Annotated in this window: 10 protein-coding genes; 5 read left to right on the forward strand and 5 right to left on the reverse strand. The window is 65.3% G+C overall.

Going from position 1 to position 15298, the window contains the following annotated elements; all coding sequences use genetic code 11:
• Positions 1–15: 15 nt before the first annotated feature.
• Together CFB52_RS01815 and ugpQ are read left to right on the forward strand one after the other, a co-directional pair.
• The gene (locus tag CFB52_RS01815; RefSeq protein ID WP_059640200.1) at positions 16–1101 is read left to right on the forward strand and encodes a sn-glycerol-3-phosphate import ATP-binding protein UgpC; all 1086 of its coding nucleotides are present in this window, start codon (positions 16–18) and stop codon (positions 1099–1101) included.
• Positions 1102–1128: 27 nt separating this feature from the next.
• Complete coding sequence (gene ugpQ / locus CFB52_RS01820) at positions 1129–1899, forward strand: glycerophosphodiester phosphodiesterase (RefSeq protein WP_099316004.1); 771 nt, start codon at positions 1129–1131, stop codon at positions 1897–1899.
• Positions 1900–2076: 177 nt separating this feature from the next.
• On the opposite strand, the gene CFB52_RS01825 is transcribed toward ugpQ, so the two are convergent.
• The gene (locus CFB52_RS01825; RefSeq protein WP_059577302.1) at positions 2077–2808 is read right to left on the reverse strand and encodes an OmpW family protein; all 732 of its coding nucleotides are present in this window, start codon (positions 2806–2808) and stop codon (positions 2077–2079) included.
• 193 nt (positions 2809–3001) lie between these two features.
• On the opposite strand from CFB52_RS01825, the gene CFB52_RS01830 reads away from it, so the two are divergent.
• The 3 genes from CFB52_RS01830 to CFB52_RS01845 all read left to right on the forward strand — a co-directional run bounded on the left by CFB52_RS01830 (position 3002) and on the right by CFB52_RS01845 (position 10259).
• Positions 3002–3715 carry a transposase gene (locus tag CFB52_RS01830; protein ID WP_027783329.1) on the forward strand — a complete coding sequence of 238 codons (714 nt, stop codon included), beginning with the start codon at positions 3002–3004 and terminating at the stop codon, positions 3713–3715.
• 288 nt (positions 3716–4003) lie between these two features.
• Complete coding sequence (locus CFB52_RS01840; RefSeq protein ID WP_059577297.1) at positions 4004–8707, forward strand: glutamate synthase-related protein; 4704 nt, start codon at positions 4004–4006, stop codon at positions 8705–8707.
• A gap of 85 nt (positions 8708–8792) precedes the next feature.
• Positions 8793–10259 carry a glutamate synthase subunit beta gene (locus CFB52_RS01845; protein WP_059640198.1) on the forward strand — a complete coding sequence of 489 codons (1467 nt, stop codon included), beginning with the start codon at positions 8793–8795 and terminating at the stop codon, positions 10257–10259.
• A 57-nt stretch (positions 10260–10316) separates the two neighbouring features.
• On the opposite strand, the gene CFB52_RS01850 is transcribed toward CFB52_RS01845, so the two are convergent.
• The 4 genes from CFB52_RS01850 to CFB52_RS01865 form a co-directional block, all read right to left on the reverse strand.
• Positions 10317–10715: a hypothetical protein gene (locus CFB52_RS01850; protein WP_060009394.1), complete on the reverse strand. Its 399-nt coding sequence runs from the start codon at positions 10713–10715 to the stop codon at positions 10317–10319.
• 76 nt (positions 10716–10791) lie between these two features.
• Entirely contained in the window at positions 10792–12009 is a 1218-nt protein-coding gene (locus tag CFB52_RS01855; protein WP_230971873.1) for a lipid II-degrading bacteriocin, read from the reverse strand.
• 633 nt (positions 12010–12642) lie between these two features.
• Positions 12643–13926 carry a D-amino acid dehydrogenase gene (locus CFB52_RS01860; protein WP_060009398.1) on the reverse strand — a complete coding sequence of 428 codons (1284 nt, stop codon included), beginning with the start codon at positions 13924–13926 and terminating at the stop codon, positions 12643–12645.
• Between the two features lie 25 nt (positions 13927–13951).
• Positions 13952–15214 carry an MFS transporter gene (locus tag CFB52_RS01865; protein WP_060009401.1) on the reverse strand — a complete coding sequence of 421 codons (1263 nt, stop codon included), beginning with the start codon at positions 15212–15214 and terminating at the stop codon, positions 13952–13954.
• Positions 15215–15298: the final 84 nt, after the last annotated feature.

Below are 15298 nucleotides of genomic sequence, written 5' to 3' on the forward strand. Positions count from 1 at the left end.
GGAGAAGGACCAGGTATGGCTGCGCTGAGCTTGAAGGGCGTCAGGAAATCCTACGACGGCAAGCAGCACGTGCTGCACGGCATCGACGTGGAGATCGCCGACGGCGAATTCATCGTGCTGGTCGGCCCGTCGGGCTGCGGCAAGTCGACGTTGCTGCGGATGATCGCGGGGCTCGAGAGCGTGACCGACGGCGAGATCGCGATCGGCGACCGGGTCGTCAACGCGCTGGAGCCGAAGGACCGCGACATCGCGATGGTGTTCCAGAACTATGCGCTGTACCCGCACATGACGGTCGCGCAGAACATGGGCTACGGGCTGAAGATTCGCGGGATCGAGCGCGCGACGATCGATTCGCGGGTGGCCGCGGCCGCGAAGATCCTCGAGCTCGAGCCGCTGCTCGCGCGGCGGCCGCGCGAACTGTCGGGCGGCCAGCGGCAGCGCGTCGCGATGGGGCGCGCGATCGTGCGCGAGCCGTCGGTATTCCTATTCGACGAGCCGTTGTCGAACCTCGACGCGAAGCTGCGCGTGCAGATGCGGCTCGAGATCCAGCGGCTGCATGCGCGGCTCGCGACGACGAGCGTGTACGTGACGCACGACCAGATCGAGGCGATGACGCTCGCGCAGCGCGTGATCGTGATGAACCGCGGCTACGCGGAGCAGATCGGCGCGCCGGTCGACGTGTACGAGAAGCCGGCGACGGTGTTCGTCGCGGGGTTCATCGGCTCGCCCGCGATGAACCTGCTGCATGGCCGGCTGTCGGAAGACGGCGCGACCTTCACCGTCGCGGGCGGCGGTCCGGCTTTGCCGGTCGCCGGCGCGCCCGGCATCGGCAGCGAGATCGCCACCGGGCGCGACTGGGTGCTCGGCGTGCGTCCCGAACACATGACGCCGCAGCCGGGCGCGGCGCACGCGACGCTGCCGGTCGATTCCTGCGAACTGCTCGGCGCGGACAATCTCGCACACGGCCGCTGGGGCGATCACGACGTCGCGGTGCGCCTGCCGCACGCGGACCGCCCCGCGCGCGGCACGGCGCTGGCGGCCGCGCTGCCCGCGCACCGGCTGCATTTCTTCGATCCCGAGACCGGCAGGCGCGCCGGCTGAAACCGTTCGACCGACGGGAGACCGACGATGACGATCCGTACCGACTGGCCCTATCCGCGCGTCGTCGCCCATCGCGGCGGCGGCACGCTCGCGCCGGAGAACACGCTGGCCGCGCTCGACGAGGGCGCGCGGCGCGGTCACCGGATGGTCGAGTTCGACGCGAAGCTGTCGGCCGACGACGTGACCTTCCTGCTGCACGACGACACGGTCGACCGGACGTCGAACGGCCATGGCGCGGCGGCAGGCATGCGTTATGCGGCGCTGGCCGCGCTCGACGCGGGCGCGTGGCGCGATGCGCGCTTCGCGGGCGAGCGGATGCCGACGCTCGAGGCGGCGGCGGCGCGCTGCATCGCGCACGGGCTGGCCGCGAACGTCGAGATCAAGCCGTGCCCGGGGCGCGAGCGCGAAACCGGGCAACGCGTGGCGGCCGACGCGGCCGCATACTGGCGCGATGCCGCCGTGGCGCCGCTGCTGTCGTCGTTCTCGTTCGACGCGCTGCGACAGGCACGCGCGAGCGCGCCCATGCTGCCGCGCGGGATGCTCTACGAAGTCGTGCCGGACGACTGGCGCGCGCAGGTGATCGACGCGCTCGACTGCGTATCGTTGCACGCAGACCACACCCGGCTCGACGAACCGCTCGTGCGCGCGATCAAGCGCGCCGGATTGCGCATCCTGGTTTACACGGTGAACGACCTCGAACGGGCGCGCGAGCTCGCGCGCTGGGGCGTCGATGCCGTCTGCACGGACCGTATCGACCTGATCGCGCCCGATGCGCTGGACGACATCGACGTCGTCTGACGGCCGCGGCGGCGGGCGGTGCCCGGTGAAACCCTTGTCCGAAACGTGCCCGACGCGAAAAAACGACGCCCCGGCGGGATGCCCGCCGGGGCGTTTTGCATCGTGGAGACGTTACGCCAGGAAAATTCCGCTACAAATTGCAGCAGGATTAACCATTCCCCAAATATTCGACTACGCTTAGAAGCGATAGCCGACGTTCAGGTACGTGACGATCGGGTTCAGCGAGATGTGGGCCTTCGACGTTTCCGTCAGCGTGCCGACCGGCGTGCGGCGGGCCGTCGTGAAGGTCGCCGTCACGCTGACCGGGATGTACGAGAGCGACAGGCCGGCGAACCAGTGTTTCGTGAAGTTGTACGTGAAGCCGGCGTTGAAGACGGGCGCCCACTGGTTGCTGGTCGTCGCGCTGGTCGGGCCGCCGAGCACGCCGTTCTCGAAGCTGCCGTTCGTGATCTTCGCGCCGGTGAACCAGACATACGTGGCGCCGATGCCGACATACGGACGGAACTTCGCGTTGGCGTCGTTGAAGTGGTAGCGAAGCAGTACGGCGGGGCTCCACTGGTACGCACGGCCGAGCACGCCGAATCTTTCGAACTGACCCTTGCCGGTGATGTCGAACTTCGGCGGTATCCCCATGACGAGCTCGGTGGAGATATGGTCGGTGACGAAGTAGCCAGCCGCGAGCCCGAGCGTATCGGCGTCGTTGATGCCGGCGCCGGTGTTGGGAATCGACTGGTTGATGGGCGTGCCGCCTACGCCATAGACGAACAGCGGGTCGCTGCTGTCCTGCGGCGAAAGGTGCAGCCAACCGGTGCTGACGTAGAAATCGCCTGCGGATTGTGCGTGTGCCGGACCGCCCGCTAACGTGAATGCGAGCGCTGCGGCCCCCGTAATGGCCAGTTTTCGTTTCATTGTGTCTCCTCCGATCAAAGGCGTGCTCATTATGACGACTGCGTTTAAAACCAAACAAGCTCGTAAGTTAGAGTTTTCACCCTAGGATTCGCACGACCGTACGCTTCCGCGCCCTGACAGGACAGGCATTCTACGCAGGTGCGCATTTTCGGACCTCCGGGTATTTCCTAACGCGTTCAAACGGACATTCAGCATGGCACGGTTAGCACGACTCTACGTTCCCGACCAGCCGCAGCACGTGATACTGCGCGGCCTGGATCAGCAACCCGCGTTCGTCGACGACCAGGACTACGAACTCTTCATCGATTGCCTGAAGGCCGCCGCACGCGATCATCACCTGTCGGTGCATGCCTACGTGCTGCTGCCGCGCCAGGTGCAACTGCTCGTGACCCCCAGCGACGAGGCCAGCCTGCCGAAGGCGATGCAGGCCGTCGGCCGTCGCTACGTCGCGCATTTCAACCGGCGCTATTCGCGGCGCGGCACCCTGTGGGAAGGCCGCTATCGCGCGACGGTGATCGAAGGCGAGCGCTATTTCCTCCTCGCGAGCCGCGTGGTCGAGATGAGCCCGGTGCGTTCGCAGCTCGTCGCGACGCCCGAGGCCTATCGCTGGTCGAGCTACCGGCATCACGTCGGGCTCACCGTCGACAGCCTGATCACCGACCATCCGCTCTACTGGGCGCTCGGCAACACGCCGTTCGACCGCCAGCGCGCGTACAAGGAGCTGTGCGAGCAGCCGCTCGACGAGCGGCAGGCCGACCAGTTGCAGCAGGCGACGCTGAAGGGCTGGGTGCTCGGCGGCGAGAATTACCGCGAGTGGGCGGCGCGCACCGCCAACCGGCGCGTCTCGCCGTTGCCGCGCGGACGCCCCAGAAAGGTGCGCGAGAACACGCCGCCGATCCAGCAGTAATGCCGGAAAGGCGGGCCAGGAGCGGCGCTGCGGGCGCCGCTTCTTTTTGCACCAAAACGATACGTCCCCAATAAAACGGCACCGGATCGAGGCATTGGTTTAATTGGGGTTCGATCAAGCGGTTTTTGTTGCTATTCCCTTGATTCGTCGCGTATATTCCGAATTCCGGTGGCCCGGGCGAAGCTTGCCCAACCACTGTCGGCCGCGCCGTCTCCCTCGGGAAGCGGGATCGACGGCAACAAGAAAACGGTTCAACGGCCTCCAGGCCCCCTTTACGACGGTGTCCCCATGAACGACCACCAGCAGCCGCTCGCCGCGGTGCCCGCCGCACAAGGTCTGTACGACCCGCAAAACGAACACGACGCCTGCGGCGTCGGTTTCGTCGCTCACATCAAAGGCAAGAAGAGCCACGAGATCATCCAGCAGGGCCTGAAGATCCTCGAGAACCTCGATCACCGCGGCGCGGTCGGCGCCGATCCGCTGATGGGCGACGGCGCGGGCATCCTGATCCAGATTCCGGACGCGTTCTATCGCGAGGAAATGGCGAAGCAGGGCGTCGACCTGCCGCCGGCCGGCGAATACGGGGTCGGGATGATCTTCCTGCCGAAGGAAAACGCGTCGCGTCTTGCGTGCGAGCAGGAGCTCGAGCGCACGGTGAAGGCCGAAGGCCAGGTCGTGCTCGGCTGGCGCGACGTGCCGGTCGACCATGCGATGCCGATCTCGCCGACGGTCAAGGCGAGCGAGCCGCTGATCCGCCAGATCTTCATCGGGCGCGGCAAGGACATCATGGTGACGGACGCGCTCGAGCGGAAGCTGTACGTGATCCGCAAGACGGCGAGCCACCGCATCCAGGCGCTGAAACTCAAGCACGGCAAGGAATACTTCGTGCCGTCGATGTCGGCGCGCACGGTCGTCTACAAGGGCCTGCTGCTGGCCGGCCAGGTCGGCGTGTACTACCGCGACCTGCAGGACGAGCGCGTCGTGTCCGCGCTCGCGCTCGTGCACCAGCGCTTCTCGACCAACACGTTCCCGGCGTGGGAACTCGCTCACCCGTACCGGATGATCGCGCACAACGGCGAGATCAACACCGTGAAGGGCAACGTGAACTGGCTGAACGCGCGTACCGGCGCGATCGCGTCGCACGTGCTGGCCGACGATCTGCCGAAGCTGTGGCCGCTGATCTATCCGGGCCAGTCGGACACCGCCTCGTTCGACAACTGTCTCGAGCTGCTGGTGATGGCCGGCTACCCGCTCGTGCACGCGGTGATGATGATGATCCCGGAAGCGTGGGAACAGCACACGCTGATGGACGAGAACCGCCGCGCGTTCTACGAATATCACGCCGCGATGATGGAGCCGTGGGACGGCCCGGCTGCGATCGCGTTCACCGACGGCCGCCAGATCGGCGCGACGCTCGACCGTAACGGCCTGCGCCCGGCGCGCTACATCGTGACCGACGACGACCTCGTCATCATGGCGTCGGAAGCCGGCACGCTGCCGATCCCCGAATCGAAGATCGTCAAGAAGTGGCGCCTGCAGCCGGGCAAGATGTTCCTGATCGACATGGAACACGGCCGCATCATCGACGACAAGGAACTGAAGGACAACCTCGCGAACGCGAAGCCGTACAAGAGCTGGATCGACGCCGTGCGCATCAAGCTCGACGAGATCGAGCCGAAGGCAGAGGAAGTCGCGGCCGGCCGCACGCAGGGCGCCGCGCTGCTCGACCGCCAGCAGGCGTTCGGCTACACGCAGGAAGACCTGAAGTTCCTGATGGCGCCGATGGCGCAGCAGGGCGAGGAAGCCGTCGGTTCGATGGGCAACGACTCGCCGCTCGCGGTGATGTCGAACAAGAACAAGACGCTCTATCACTACTTCAAGCAACTGTTCGCGCAGGTGACGAACCCGCCGATCGACCCGATCCGCGAGAACATGGTGATGTCGCTCGTGTCGTTCATCGGCCCGAAGCCGAACCTGCTCGACACGAACAACATCAACCCGCCGATGCGGCTCGAAGTGTCGCAGCCGGTGCTCGACTTCAAGGACATCGCGAAGATCCGCGCGATCGACCAGTACACGGGCGGCAAGTTCAGCGCATACGAGCTGAACATCTGCTATCCGGTCGCGTGGGGCAAGGAAGGCATCGAGGCGCGCCTCGCGTCGCTGTGCGCGGAAGCCGTCGACGCGGTGAAGTCGGGCTACAACATCCTGATCGTGTCGGACCGCAAGACGGATGCCGAGCACGTCGCGATTCCGGCGCTGCTCGCCACGTCGGCGATCCACACGCACCTCGTCCAGCAAGGGCTGCGCACGAGCACGGGCCTCGTCGTCGAGACGGGCTCCGCACGTGAAACGCACCACTTCGCGCTGCTCGCGGGCTACGGCGCGGAAGCCGTGCACCCGTACCTCGCGATGGAAACGCTCGCGAAGATGGCCGAGGGGCTGCCGGGCGACCTGTCGCCGGAGAAGGCCGTCTACAACTTCACGAAGGCGGTCGGCAAGGGCCTGCAGAAGGTGATGTCGAAGATGGGCATCTCGACGTACATGTCGTACACGGGCGCGCAGATCTTCGAAGCCCTTGGCCTGTCGAGCGACCTCGTCGAGAAGTACTTCAAGGGCACGGCGTCGAAGGTCGGCGGCATCGGCCTGTTCGAAGTCGCGGAAGAGGCGATCCGCCTGCACCGCGACGCATTCGGCGACAACCCGGTGCTGCGCGACATGCTCGACGCGGGCGGCGAGTACGCGTACCGCGTGCGCGGCGAAGACCACATGTGGACGCCGGATTCGATCGCGAAGCTGCAGCACGCGACGCGCAGCAACTCGTACCAGACGTACAAGGAATACGCGCACCTGATCAACGACCAGACCAAGCGTCACATGACGTTCCGCGGCCTGTTCGAGTTCAAGGTCGAGCCGACCAGGGCGATCCCGATCGAAAACGTCGAGCCGGCGAAGGAGATCGTCAAGCGCTTCGCGACGGGCGCGATGTCGCTCGGTTCGATCAGCACCGAAGCGCACGCGACGCTCGCGGTCGCGATGAACCGGATCGGCGGCAAGTCGAACACCGGCGAAGGCGGCGAGGACGAAAAGCGCTATCGCAACGAACTGCGCGGCATTCCGATCAAGGCGGGCGAGACGCTGAAGTCGGTGATCGGCGACGAGATCGTCAGCGACATTGCGCTGAAGGACGGCGATTCGCTGCGCTCGAAGATCAAGCAGGTCGCGTCGGGCCGCTTCGGCGTCACCGCCGAGTACCTCGCGTCGGCCGACCAGATCCAGATCAAGATGGCGCAGGGCGCGAAGCCGGGCGAAGGCGGCCAGCTGCCGGGCCACAAGGTGTCCGAATACATCGGCAAGCTGCGTTACTCGGTGCCGGGCGTCGGCCTGATCTCGCCGCCGCCGCACCACGACATCTACTCGATCGAGGATCTGGCGCAACTGATCCACGACCTGAAGAACGTGAACCCGAGCGCGAGCATCTCCGTGAAGCTCGTGTCGGAAGTGGGCGTGGGCACGGTCGCGGCCGGCGTCGCGAAGGCGAAGGCCGATCACGTCGTGATCGCCGGTCATGACGGCGGCACGGGCGCATCGCCGCTGTCGTCGGTCAAGCATGCGGGCACGCCGTGGGAACTCGGCCTCGCCGAAACGCAGCAGACGCTGGTGCTGAACCGCCTGCGCGGCCGCATCCGCGTGCAGGCCGACGGCCAGATGAAGACGGGCCGCGACGTCGTGATCGGCGCGCTGCTCGGCGCGGACGAATTCGGCTTCGCGACGGCGCCGCTCGTCGTCGAGGGCTGCATCATGATGCGCAAGTGCCACCTGAACACGTGCCCGGTCGGCGTCGCGACGCAGGACCCGGTGCTGCGTGCGAAGTTCAAGGGCCAGCCCGAGCACGTCGTGAACTACTTCTTCTTCGTCGCCGAGGAAGTGCGCGAGATCATGGCGCAGCTCGGCATCGCGAAGTTCGACGACCTGATCGGCCGCGCCGACCTGCTCGATACGCGCAAGGGCATCGAGCACTGGAAGGCGAAGGGCCTCGACTTCTCGCGCGTGTTCTACCAGCCGGAAGAGTGCGAGGACGTCGCGCGCCGCCACGTCGACGTGCAGGATCACGGCCTCGAACGCGCGCTCGACCACGTGCTGATCGAGAAGGCGAAGGCCGCGATCGAGAACGGCGAGCACGTGTCGTTCATCCAGCCGGTGCGCAACGTGAACCGGACGGTCGGCGCGATGTTGTCGGGCGTGATCGCGAAGCAGCACGGCCACGACGGCCTGGCCGACGACGCGGTGCACATCCAGCTGAAGGGCACGGCCGGCCAGAGCTTCGGCGCGTTCCTCGCGAAGGGCGTGACACTCGACCTCGTCGGCGACGGCAACGACTACGTCGGCAAGGGCCTGTCGGGCGGCCGGATCATCATCCGTCCGACCAACGACTTCCGCGGCAAGTCCGAGGAAAACATCATCTGCGGCAACACGGTGATGTACGGCGCGATCGAAGGCGAAGCCTTCTTCCGCGGCGTGGCGGGCGAGCGCTTCTGCGTGCGCAACTCGGGCGCGACGGCGGTCGTCGAAGGCACGGGCGACCACGGTTGCGAATACATGACGGGCGGCACGGTCGTCGTGCTCGGCGAGACGGGGCGCAACTTCGCGGCCGGCATGTCGGGCGGCCTCGCGTACATCTACGATCCGGAAGGCACGTTCGCGGCGAAGTGCAACAAGTCGATGGTCGCGCTCGAGCCGGTGCTGCAGCAGGCCGAGCAGGAGCGCACGGTCGACCGCGCGCTCTGGCACGCAGGCACGACGGACGAAGCGCTGCTCAAGGGGCTCGTCGAGCGTCATTTCCAGTTCACGGGTTCGCCGCGCGCGAAGTCGCTGCTGGAAAACTGGGACGCGGCGCGCCGCCAGTTCGTGAAGGTGTTCCCGCACGAATACAAGCGCGCGCTGGGCGAGATCGGTGCGAAGAAGGCGGCGAAGGAAGTGCTGGCCGCCTGAGCGACGAACGACATAGCGAATGCCGCGCGCGCCTGACGGCCGCGCGCGGCTCCCCCACCCGATATACCGAACAGAAGAGCACCTTATGGGCAAGGCAACCGGTTTTCTGGAGTTCGAACGCCGCCACGAGGCGTACGAAGCACCGCTCACGCGCGTGAAGCACTACAAGGAATTCGTCGCGGCACTGACCGACGCGGACGCGAAGGTCCAGGGCGCGCGCTGCATGGATTGCGGCATCCCGTTCTGCAACAACGGCTGCCCGGTCAACAACATCATCCCGGACTTCAACGATCTCGTTTACCGCCAGGACTGGCAGCAGGCGATCGAAGTCCTGCACTCGACCAACAACTTCCCGGAGTTCACGGGCCGCATCTGCCCGGCGCCGTGCGAAGCCGCGTGCACGCTCGGGATCAACGACGACCCGGTCGGCATCAAGTCGATCGAGCACGCGATCATCGACAAGGCCTGGGCGGAAGGCTGGGTGAAGCCGCAGCCGGCCGCGCACAAGACGGGCAAGAAGGTGGCGGTCGTCGGTTCGGGCCCTGCAGGCCTCGCCGCCGCGCAGCAGCTCGCGCGTGCCGGTCACGACGTGACGGTGTTCGAGAAGAACGATCGCATCGGCGGCCTGCTGCGTTACGGGATTCCCGACTTCAAGCTCGAGAAGTGGCTGATCGACCGCCGCATGCGTCAGATGGAGGCGGAAGGCGTGACGTTCCGCACCAGCGTGTTCATCGGCAAGGATCCGCTGCCCGAGTCGATCGGCAGCCTCGCGAAGGAAACCATTTCGCCGGACACGCTGAAGGAAGAATTCGACGCGGTCGTGATCGCCGGCGGTTCGGAAACGCCGCGCGACCTGCCGGTGCCGGGCCGCGAGCTCGCGGGCGTGCATTTCGCGATGGACTTCCTGCCGCAGCAGAACCGCGTGAACGCGGGCGACAAGCTCCCCGACCAGCTGCTGGCGAAGGGCAAGCACGTGATCGTGATCGGCGGCGGCGATACGGGTTCGGACTGCGTCGGCACGTCGAACCGTCACGGCGCGAAGCAGGTCACGCAGTTCGAGCTGCTGCCGCAGCCGCCGGAAGAGGAAAACAAGCCGCTCGTGTGGCCGTACTGGCCGATCAAGCTGCGCACGTCGTCGTCGCACGAGGAAGGCTGCGAGCGCGACTGGGCGGTCGCGACGAAGCGTCTCGAAGGCAAGAACGGCAAGGTCGAGAAGCTGATCGCGGTGCGCGTCGAGTGGAAGGACGGCAAGATGCAGGAAGTGCCGGGTTCCGAGTTCGAGATGAAGGCCGACCTCGTGCTGCTCGCGATGGGCTTCACGCAGCCGGCGGCGCCGGTGCTCGACGCGTTCGGCGTCGCGAAGGATGCGCGCGGCAATGCGCGCGCGGCGACCGAAGGCGATCGTTCGTACTACACGTCGGTCGACAAGGTGTTCGCGGCAGGCGACATGCGTCGCGGCCAGTCGCTCGTGGTGTGGGCGATCCGCGAAGGCCGCCAGTGCGCGCGCTCGGTCGATGCGTACCTGATGGGGCATTCGGAACTGCCGCGCTGAGTCGAAGCGCGAGCGGGTTTCGTGAAAGCCGGGCGTCCGAGAGGGCGCCCGGTTTTTTTATTTCTGAAGCGGTGGGCGATCATAGGCTTGCCCGGTTGGGGCGCCTAACGGATCGATGGTTCGCCCGTAGCTTGCAAGCTGCCCGTTGCAATCGATCATCGCGGTATATCGGGTTCCCTCGACGCGCAGCGGGAATTCCCACACACCCAGCTTCCATGCGTGATACTCCGGCGCGCCGTCGAATTGGATGCTGCCCGGCGGTATTCCATGCTCGTCGAGAAGACGGGCCTGGACATTTTTCCGTAGCGCGTCGAGGGACATGTCGGGGCAACTACCTTCGGTTCTCTCATATCGGGAAGTCGCGACGACGATGAACAGCAGCGTATAGGCGCAGATTACTGCGCCAACCAGCCAAAGAACTAGCCTAAGAACGCCTCGCATGGCTTTGGAAATCATGAAATGCCCGATGGGACGTAAAGAACGTGGGAGATTGAGTTGGGCAGCCACATTTCCGGAGCCGCCCGGTGGCATGCTAGCGAGGCGGGCGCATTAGTCCACCGAACGACGGTCTATGGACTGCCTGAGGTGGGCGTGTGCCTGCATTCTTCACCGGCCGTTGGCCTGAGAACGAGAGATGTTTTTCACCGAAAAAATTGATTTGATAGTCCTTGTGTCCCAAGACGGCGCCGAGCTTGGCGAGAAACGTCGTCGCAGCCTCCTGGAGGAATGGCCGGTTGGAAGGATCCGCATCGAACCGATCGGGATTGAGCGAGTAGTAGCCGTCAAACCGATATGTATTGTCCTCAAGCATCACAAGCGTGCCACGTATTCTGCCGGATACTCGCCCAAAGACCGAGGCGCTCCAGAGGTCCTTTGTTCCGTGATTGAAGATGTTGGTGCTGAAAGCTGTGTCGAACGAGTAGGTGCCGGGGCCGTACCCGGGATTCTCAACGGCTTTCGCTATTTCTCTGAAATCGGCGATGCCCATTTTCAAGTTGAGAGATTCAATATTGATGGTTTGTTGGGTTCCGTCTCCGTGTATCCAGTGATTGATTGCTTCGACGAACATCAATGGGTTTCCATACGATGAAAATGTGCTCGTCGGAGGGATGCCGTGTGACTGGCCAATGTATATGCCGAATAATGCAGTGATGTTGGCGTATTGCCCAGGCTCGAAGCTAAATCCATATGGGTTGGCGCCGGGTAAATGCTTGTAGCCACCAAGGGCCAGCCACGGAGTGAAGCCGCCTACCAGTGTCAGTTGATTTCGCCAGAATGCTGTGTCGTTTTTGCCAAATATCTCAAGGTGTTTGAGGAACATATCGGTGGCGCGGATCATGTTTCCCGTGTTTGCAAAAAGCAACATGAAATTTGATGTGCAATACTGGTTGAAGCAAACCGTCGGTGCTGGAATTCCGGCTCCGGGATTGGCGCCCGGAATGTCGTTTACCTTGACGCCGAAATCACCGAAATTGAAATCCGGTGGCTGTGGTGCTGTGATCGTGATGGGCGGAAGCACATTGTTCTGAGCCACGGCCGTCGCGTGCTTCAGCAGCGTGCCAAATGGGAGCACTGTTGACGCAACCAGAAAACGTCGTCGCATCCAAGGCTGTTGTTGTTCTTTGGCGGATTGGTTTATCTGTTTCCAAGGATTGCGTGTCGTCATTTCATGCCCCGTGCAGTGGTGATTTCGATGATTGATTGGCAGGTCTGAACGTAAGACGGTTATATTTTTTTCTGCGGTCGGCAAGGAATTTCTCTTGCACGTCTTCGTGACGAAGTCGTCTGGATTGATCCTGCGGACTGGTATGAAACGAGATTCATGGAGGCATGCGACGGCTCCGCCTTGTCTCGAAATCCCCCGTATGCCGGCTCTGGGCCACGGAGCGCTGAAAATGCAGGGCCAGCTGGCTGCCCTGTTCCCATTGCGTAGCGTTCCGACAAGAGGCGAGAAAAATCGAAATGCGGGGATGCTTTTCTCGACATGTCCTGTTGGCGGGCAATGTGTCCAACAGTTACGAGGCGGTCTAAGGCGAAGGGGGTATTTGTTCAGGAGACGTATGCCCGCCGGGGATTCAACCTGCGGCGGTAAGCGCTGTTTGAGGATTGCTGCCGAATCAGTCGGTCGCCCGACATCATTGCGCTGGTTTTACCGAGCGGAAGCATCCGAGTTCTTTCGCGCCCGGTGACGTAACAGTCGTGATGTAGCTGGCCTCGCTCGATCTCGATCGACTCCTGATCGGCCGGGAGTGCCGGTAGCGGGGCGCCGATCGCCGCGGCCGAAGGCCGGACGCCGCCGCGGTAGCGACCCGCGCCGACGGCCGCGCGCCATGCCGCTGGTCGCGACCGTGCATCGCTTCGACGGTACGACCGGCCGGCTGCACTACCCGTCGTAGCGCGCGAGCGTCAGCCCGGCCAGATCGATCTCCGGCGTCCGTCCAGTGACGAGATCCGCCACCACCTTTCCCGACCCCATCGACATCGCCCAGCCCGTCGAGCCGTGGCCGACGTTGAGCCAGAGGCCGTCGATCCCGCTCGCGCCGAGCAGCGGCGGGCCATCGGGCGTCATCGGCCGGCGGCCGACCCAGAAACGCGCCGACGCGCGATCGGCCGCGTGCGGGAACCAGTCGTCGAGCACCTTCATCAGCGTGTCGAGCGCCTGCTGCCGCAATGCCGCCCGGCGGTTGCCGAGCTCCGCGGTGCCGGCGACGCGCAGCGTCGGGCCGAAGCGCGTGATCGCGGTCTTCAGCGATTCGTCCATCAGCGCGGCGCACGGTGCCTTTTCATCGTCGACGACCGCGAGCGTGGCCGAGTAGCCCTTCACCGGATACAGCGGCACGTCGATGCCGTGCGGCCGCAGCAGGCCCGCGCTGTCGACGCCGAGCGCGACGACGATCGCGTCGGCGGCGAGCAGCGCATCGCGCCGGGCGGCGGCGCCTGGGCCGAGCGAGTCGACCCGCACGCCGCGCACCTTGCCGCTCGCGACATCGAGCGCGCGAATCGCGGTGCGAAACCGGAACGTCACGCCGTTCGCTTCGCACAGCGCCCGCAATTCGCGCGTGAAGCGCGCGCAGTCGCCCGCTTCGTCGTCGGGCAGGTAGATACCGCCGACGGGCGGCTGCCGCGCCCAGCGCAGGCCCGGTTCGATCGCGGTGCAGCCGGCGGCATCCAGTTCGCGAAACGCGATTCCGGCATCGCGCAGCACCTTCAGCGCGGGCTGCGCCATCTCGACGTCGAACGCGCCGCGCAGCAGTTGCAGGTAGCCGCGGCTCGCGCCGTAGTCGAATGGATGACGTTCGCGAAACGCATGCAGGCACGCGCGGCTGTAATACGCGATGCGCTGCATCCGCTGCTTGTTCACGCGAAACCGCTCGAATTCGCATTCGCGCAGCCAGCGCGCGATCCAGCGCCACTGCGCGGCATCGAGCGTCGGCCGGAAGATCAGCGGCGACGCGGGCTTGAACAGATATTTGAGGATCTTGCCGGGCATCCCGGGCGCGGCCCACGGCGTCACGTAGCCGGGCGCGATCACGCCTGCGTTGCCGAGGCTCGTCGCTTGCGCGACGTCGGCCTCGCGTTCGATCACGGTGACGTCGCAGCCTGCTTCGCGCAGGTGCCAGGCGGTGGTGACGCCGATCACGCCGGCGCCGAGAACGATCGCGTGCATGCGGTGTCCGGAACGAAACGGGGGCTCACGACGCGACGGCCGGATCGTCGGCGAGCGACTTGCCGCGCGTTTCGGGCAGCACGAGCGCCGCGACGATCACGAGCAGGTAGCCGCCGCCCGCGACGAGGCCGATCGCCTTCACGAGCGACATCGACTGCGACAGCGCGCCGACGAGGATCGGGAAGAACGAGCCCAGCCCGCGGCCGAGGTTGTAGCAGAAGCCCTGGCCCGAGCCGCGGATCGCGCCCGGATACAGCTCCGACAGATACGCGCCGACGCCCGCGAAGATGCCCTGCACGACGATGCCGAGCGGGAAGCCGAGCAGCAGCATCGCGGTATCGGTGATCGGCAGCATCGTGTACGCCATGCCGAGCGAGAACGAGCCGACCGCGAACAGGATGAACGACGCGCGGCGGCCGAGCCGGTCGGACAGGATCGCGCCGACCACGTAGCCGACGAACGAACCGACGATCAGCACGACCAGATAGCCGCTCGTGTTGAATACCGACAGGTGGCGCACGGTTTTGAGATAGGTGGGCAGCCACGTCGTGATCGCGTAGTAGCCGCCGAGCATGCCGGTGCACAGCGCGCTGCCGAGCAGCGTCGCACGCAGGTGCGGCGGCGAGAAGATCTCGAGGAAATGGCCCGACACGCGGCCTTCGTCGCGCGCGCGGCGCGTGGCCGTGTAGATGTCGGGATCGCTGACGTTGCGGCGGATGTAGAGAATCCACAGCGCGGGCACGATGCCGATCCAGAAGCACGCGCGCCACGCGACCTGCTCGGGCAGCAGCGCGAAGAACGCCCAGTAGAGGATCGCGGCCGCGCCCCAGCCGAACGACCAGCTGCTCTGCACGGTGCCGACGGCCTTCGCGCGATGCTCGGGCGAGCGGATCGTCTCGGCCATCATGATCGTCACGACCGACCATTCGCCGCCGAAACCGAAACCCTGCAGCGTGCGCGTCGCAAGGAGCTGCCAGAACGAATGCGTGAAGCCGGACAGGCACGTGAACAGCGCGAACGTCGCGATCGTCCACTGCAGCACGCGTACGCGGCCGTAGCGGTCGGCGAGGATGCCGGCGACCCAGCCGCCGATCGCCGACGAGATCAGCGAGCTCGTCGCGATCATCCCGGCCTCACTCTTCGTCATGCCCCAGGTCGCGATCAGCGTCGGAATCAGGAACGAATAGATCATGAAGTCGAACGCATCGACCGCATAGCCGCCGAAGCCGGCATACAGCGTCCGGCGTTCGCGCGTCGATAGTTCGTTGAACCACTGGAATGCCTGCATGCTTGCCGCTCCCTGTCGCCTCGTCTGGTCCCGCGCTGCCGCGTCGCGGCTATTTTACGGGCGCGATCCTGCCCGCCAAAAAGG

Source organism: Burkholderia sp. AU18528, from assembly GCF_002223215.2.
In the GTDB taxonomy this organism is placed as follows: domain Bacteria; phylum Pseudomonadota; class Gammaproteobacteria; order Burkholderiales; family Burkholderiaceae; genus Burkholderia; species Burkholderia semiarida.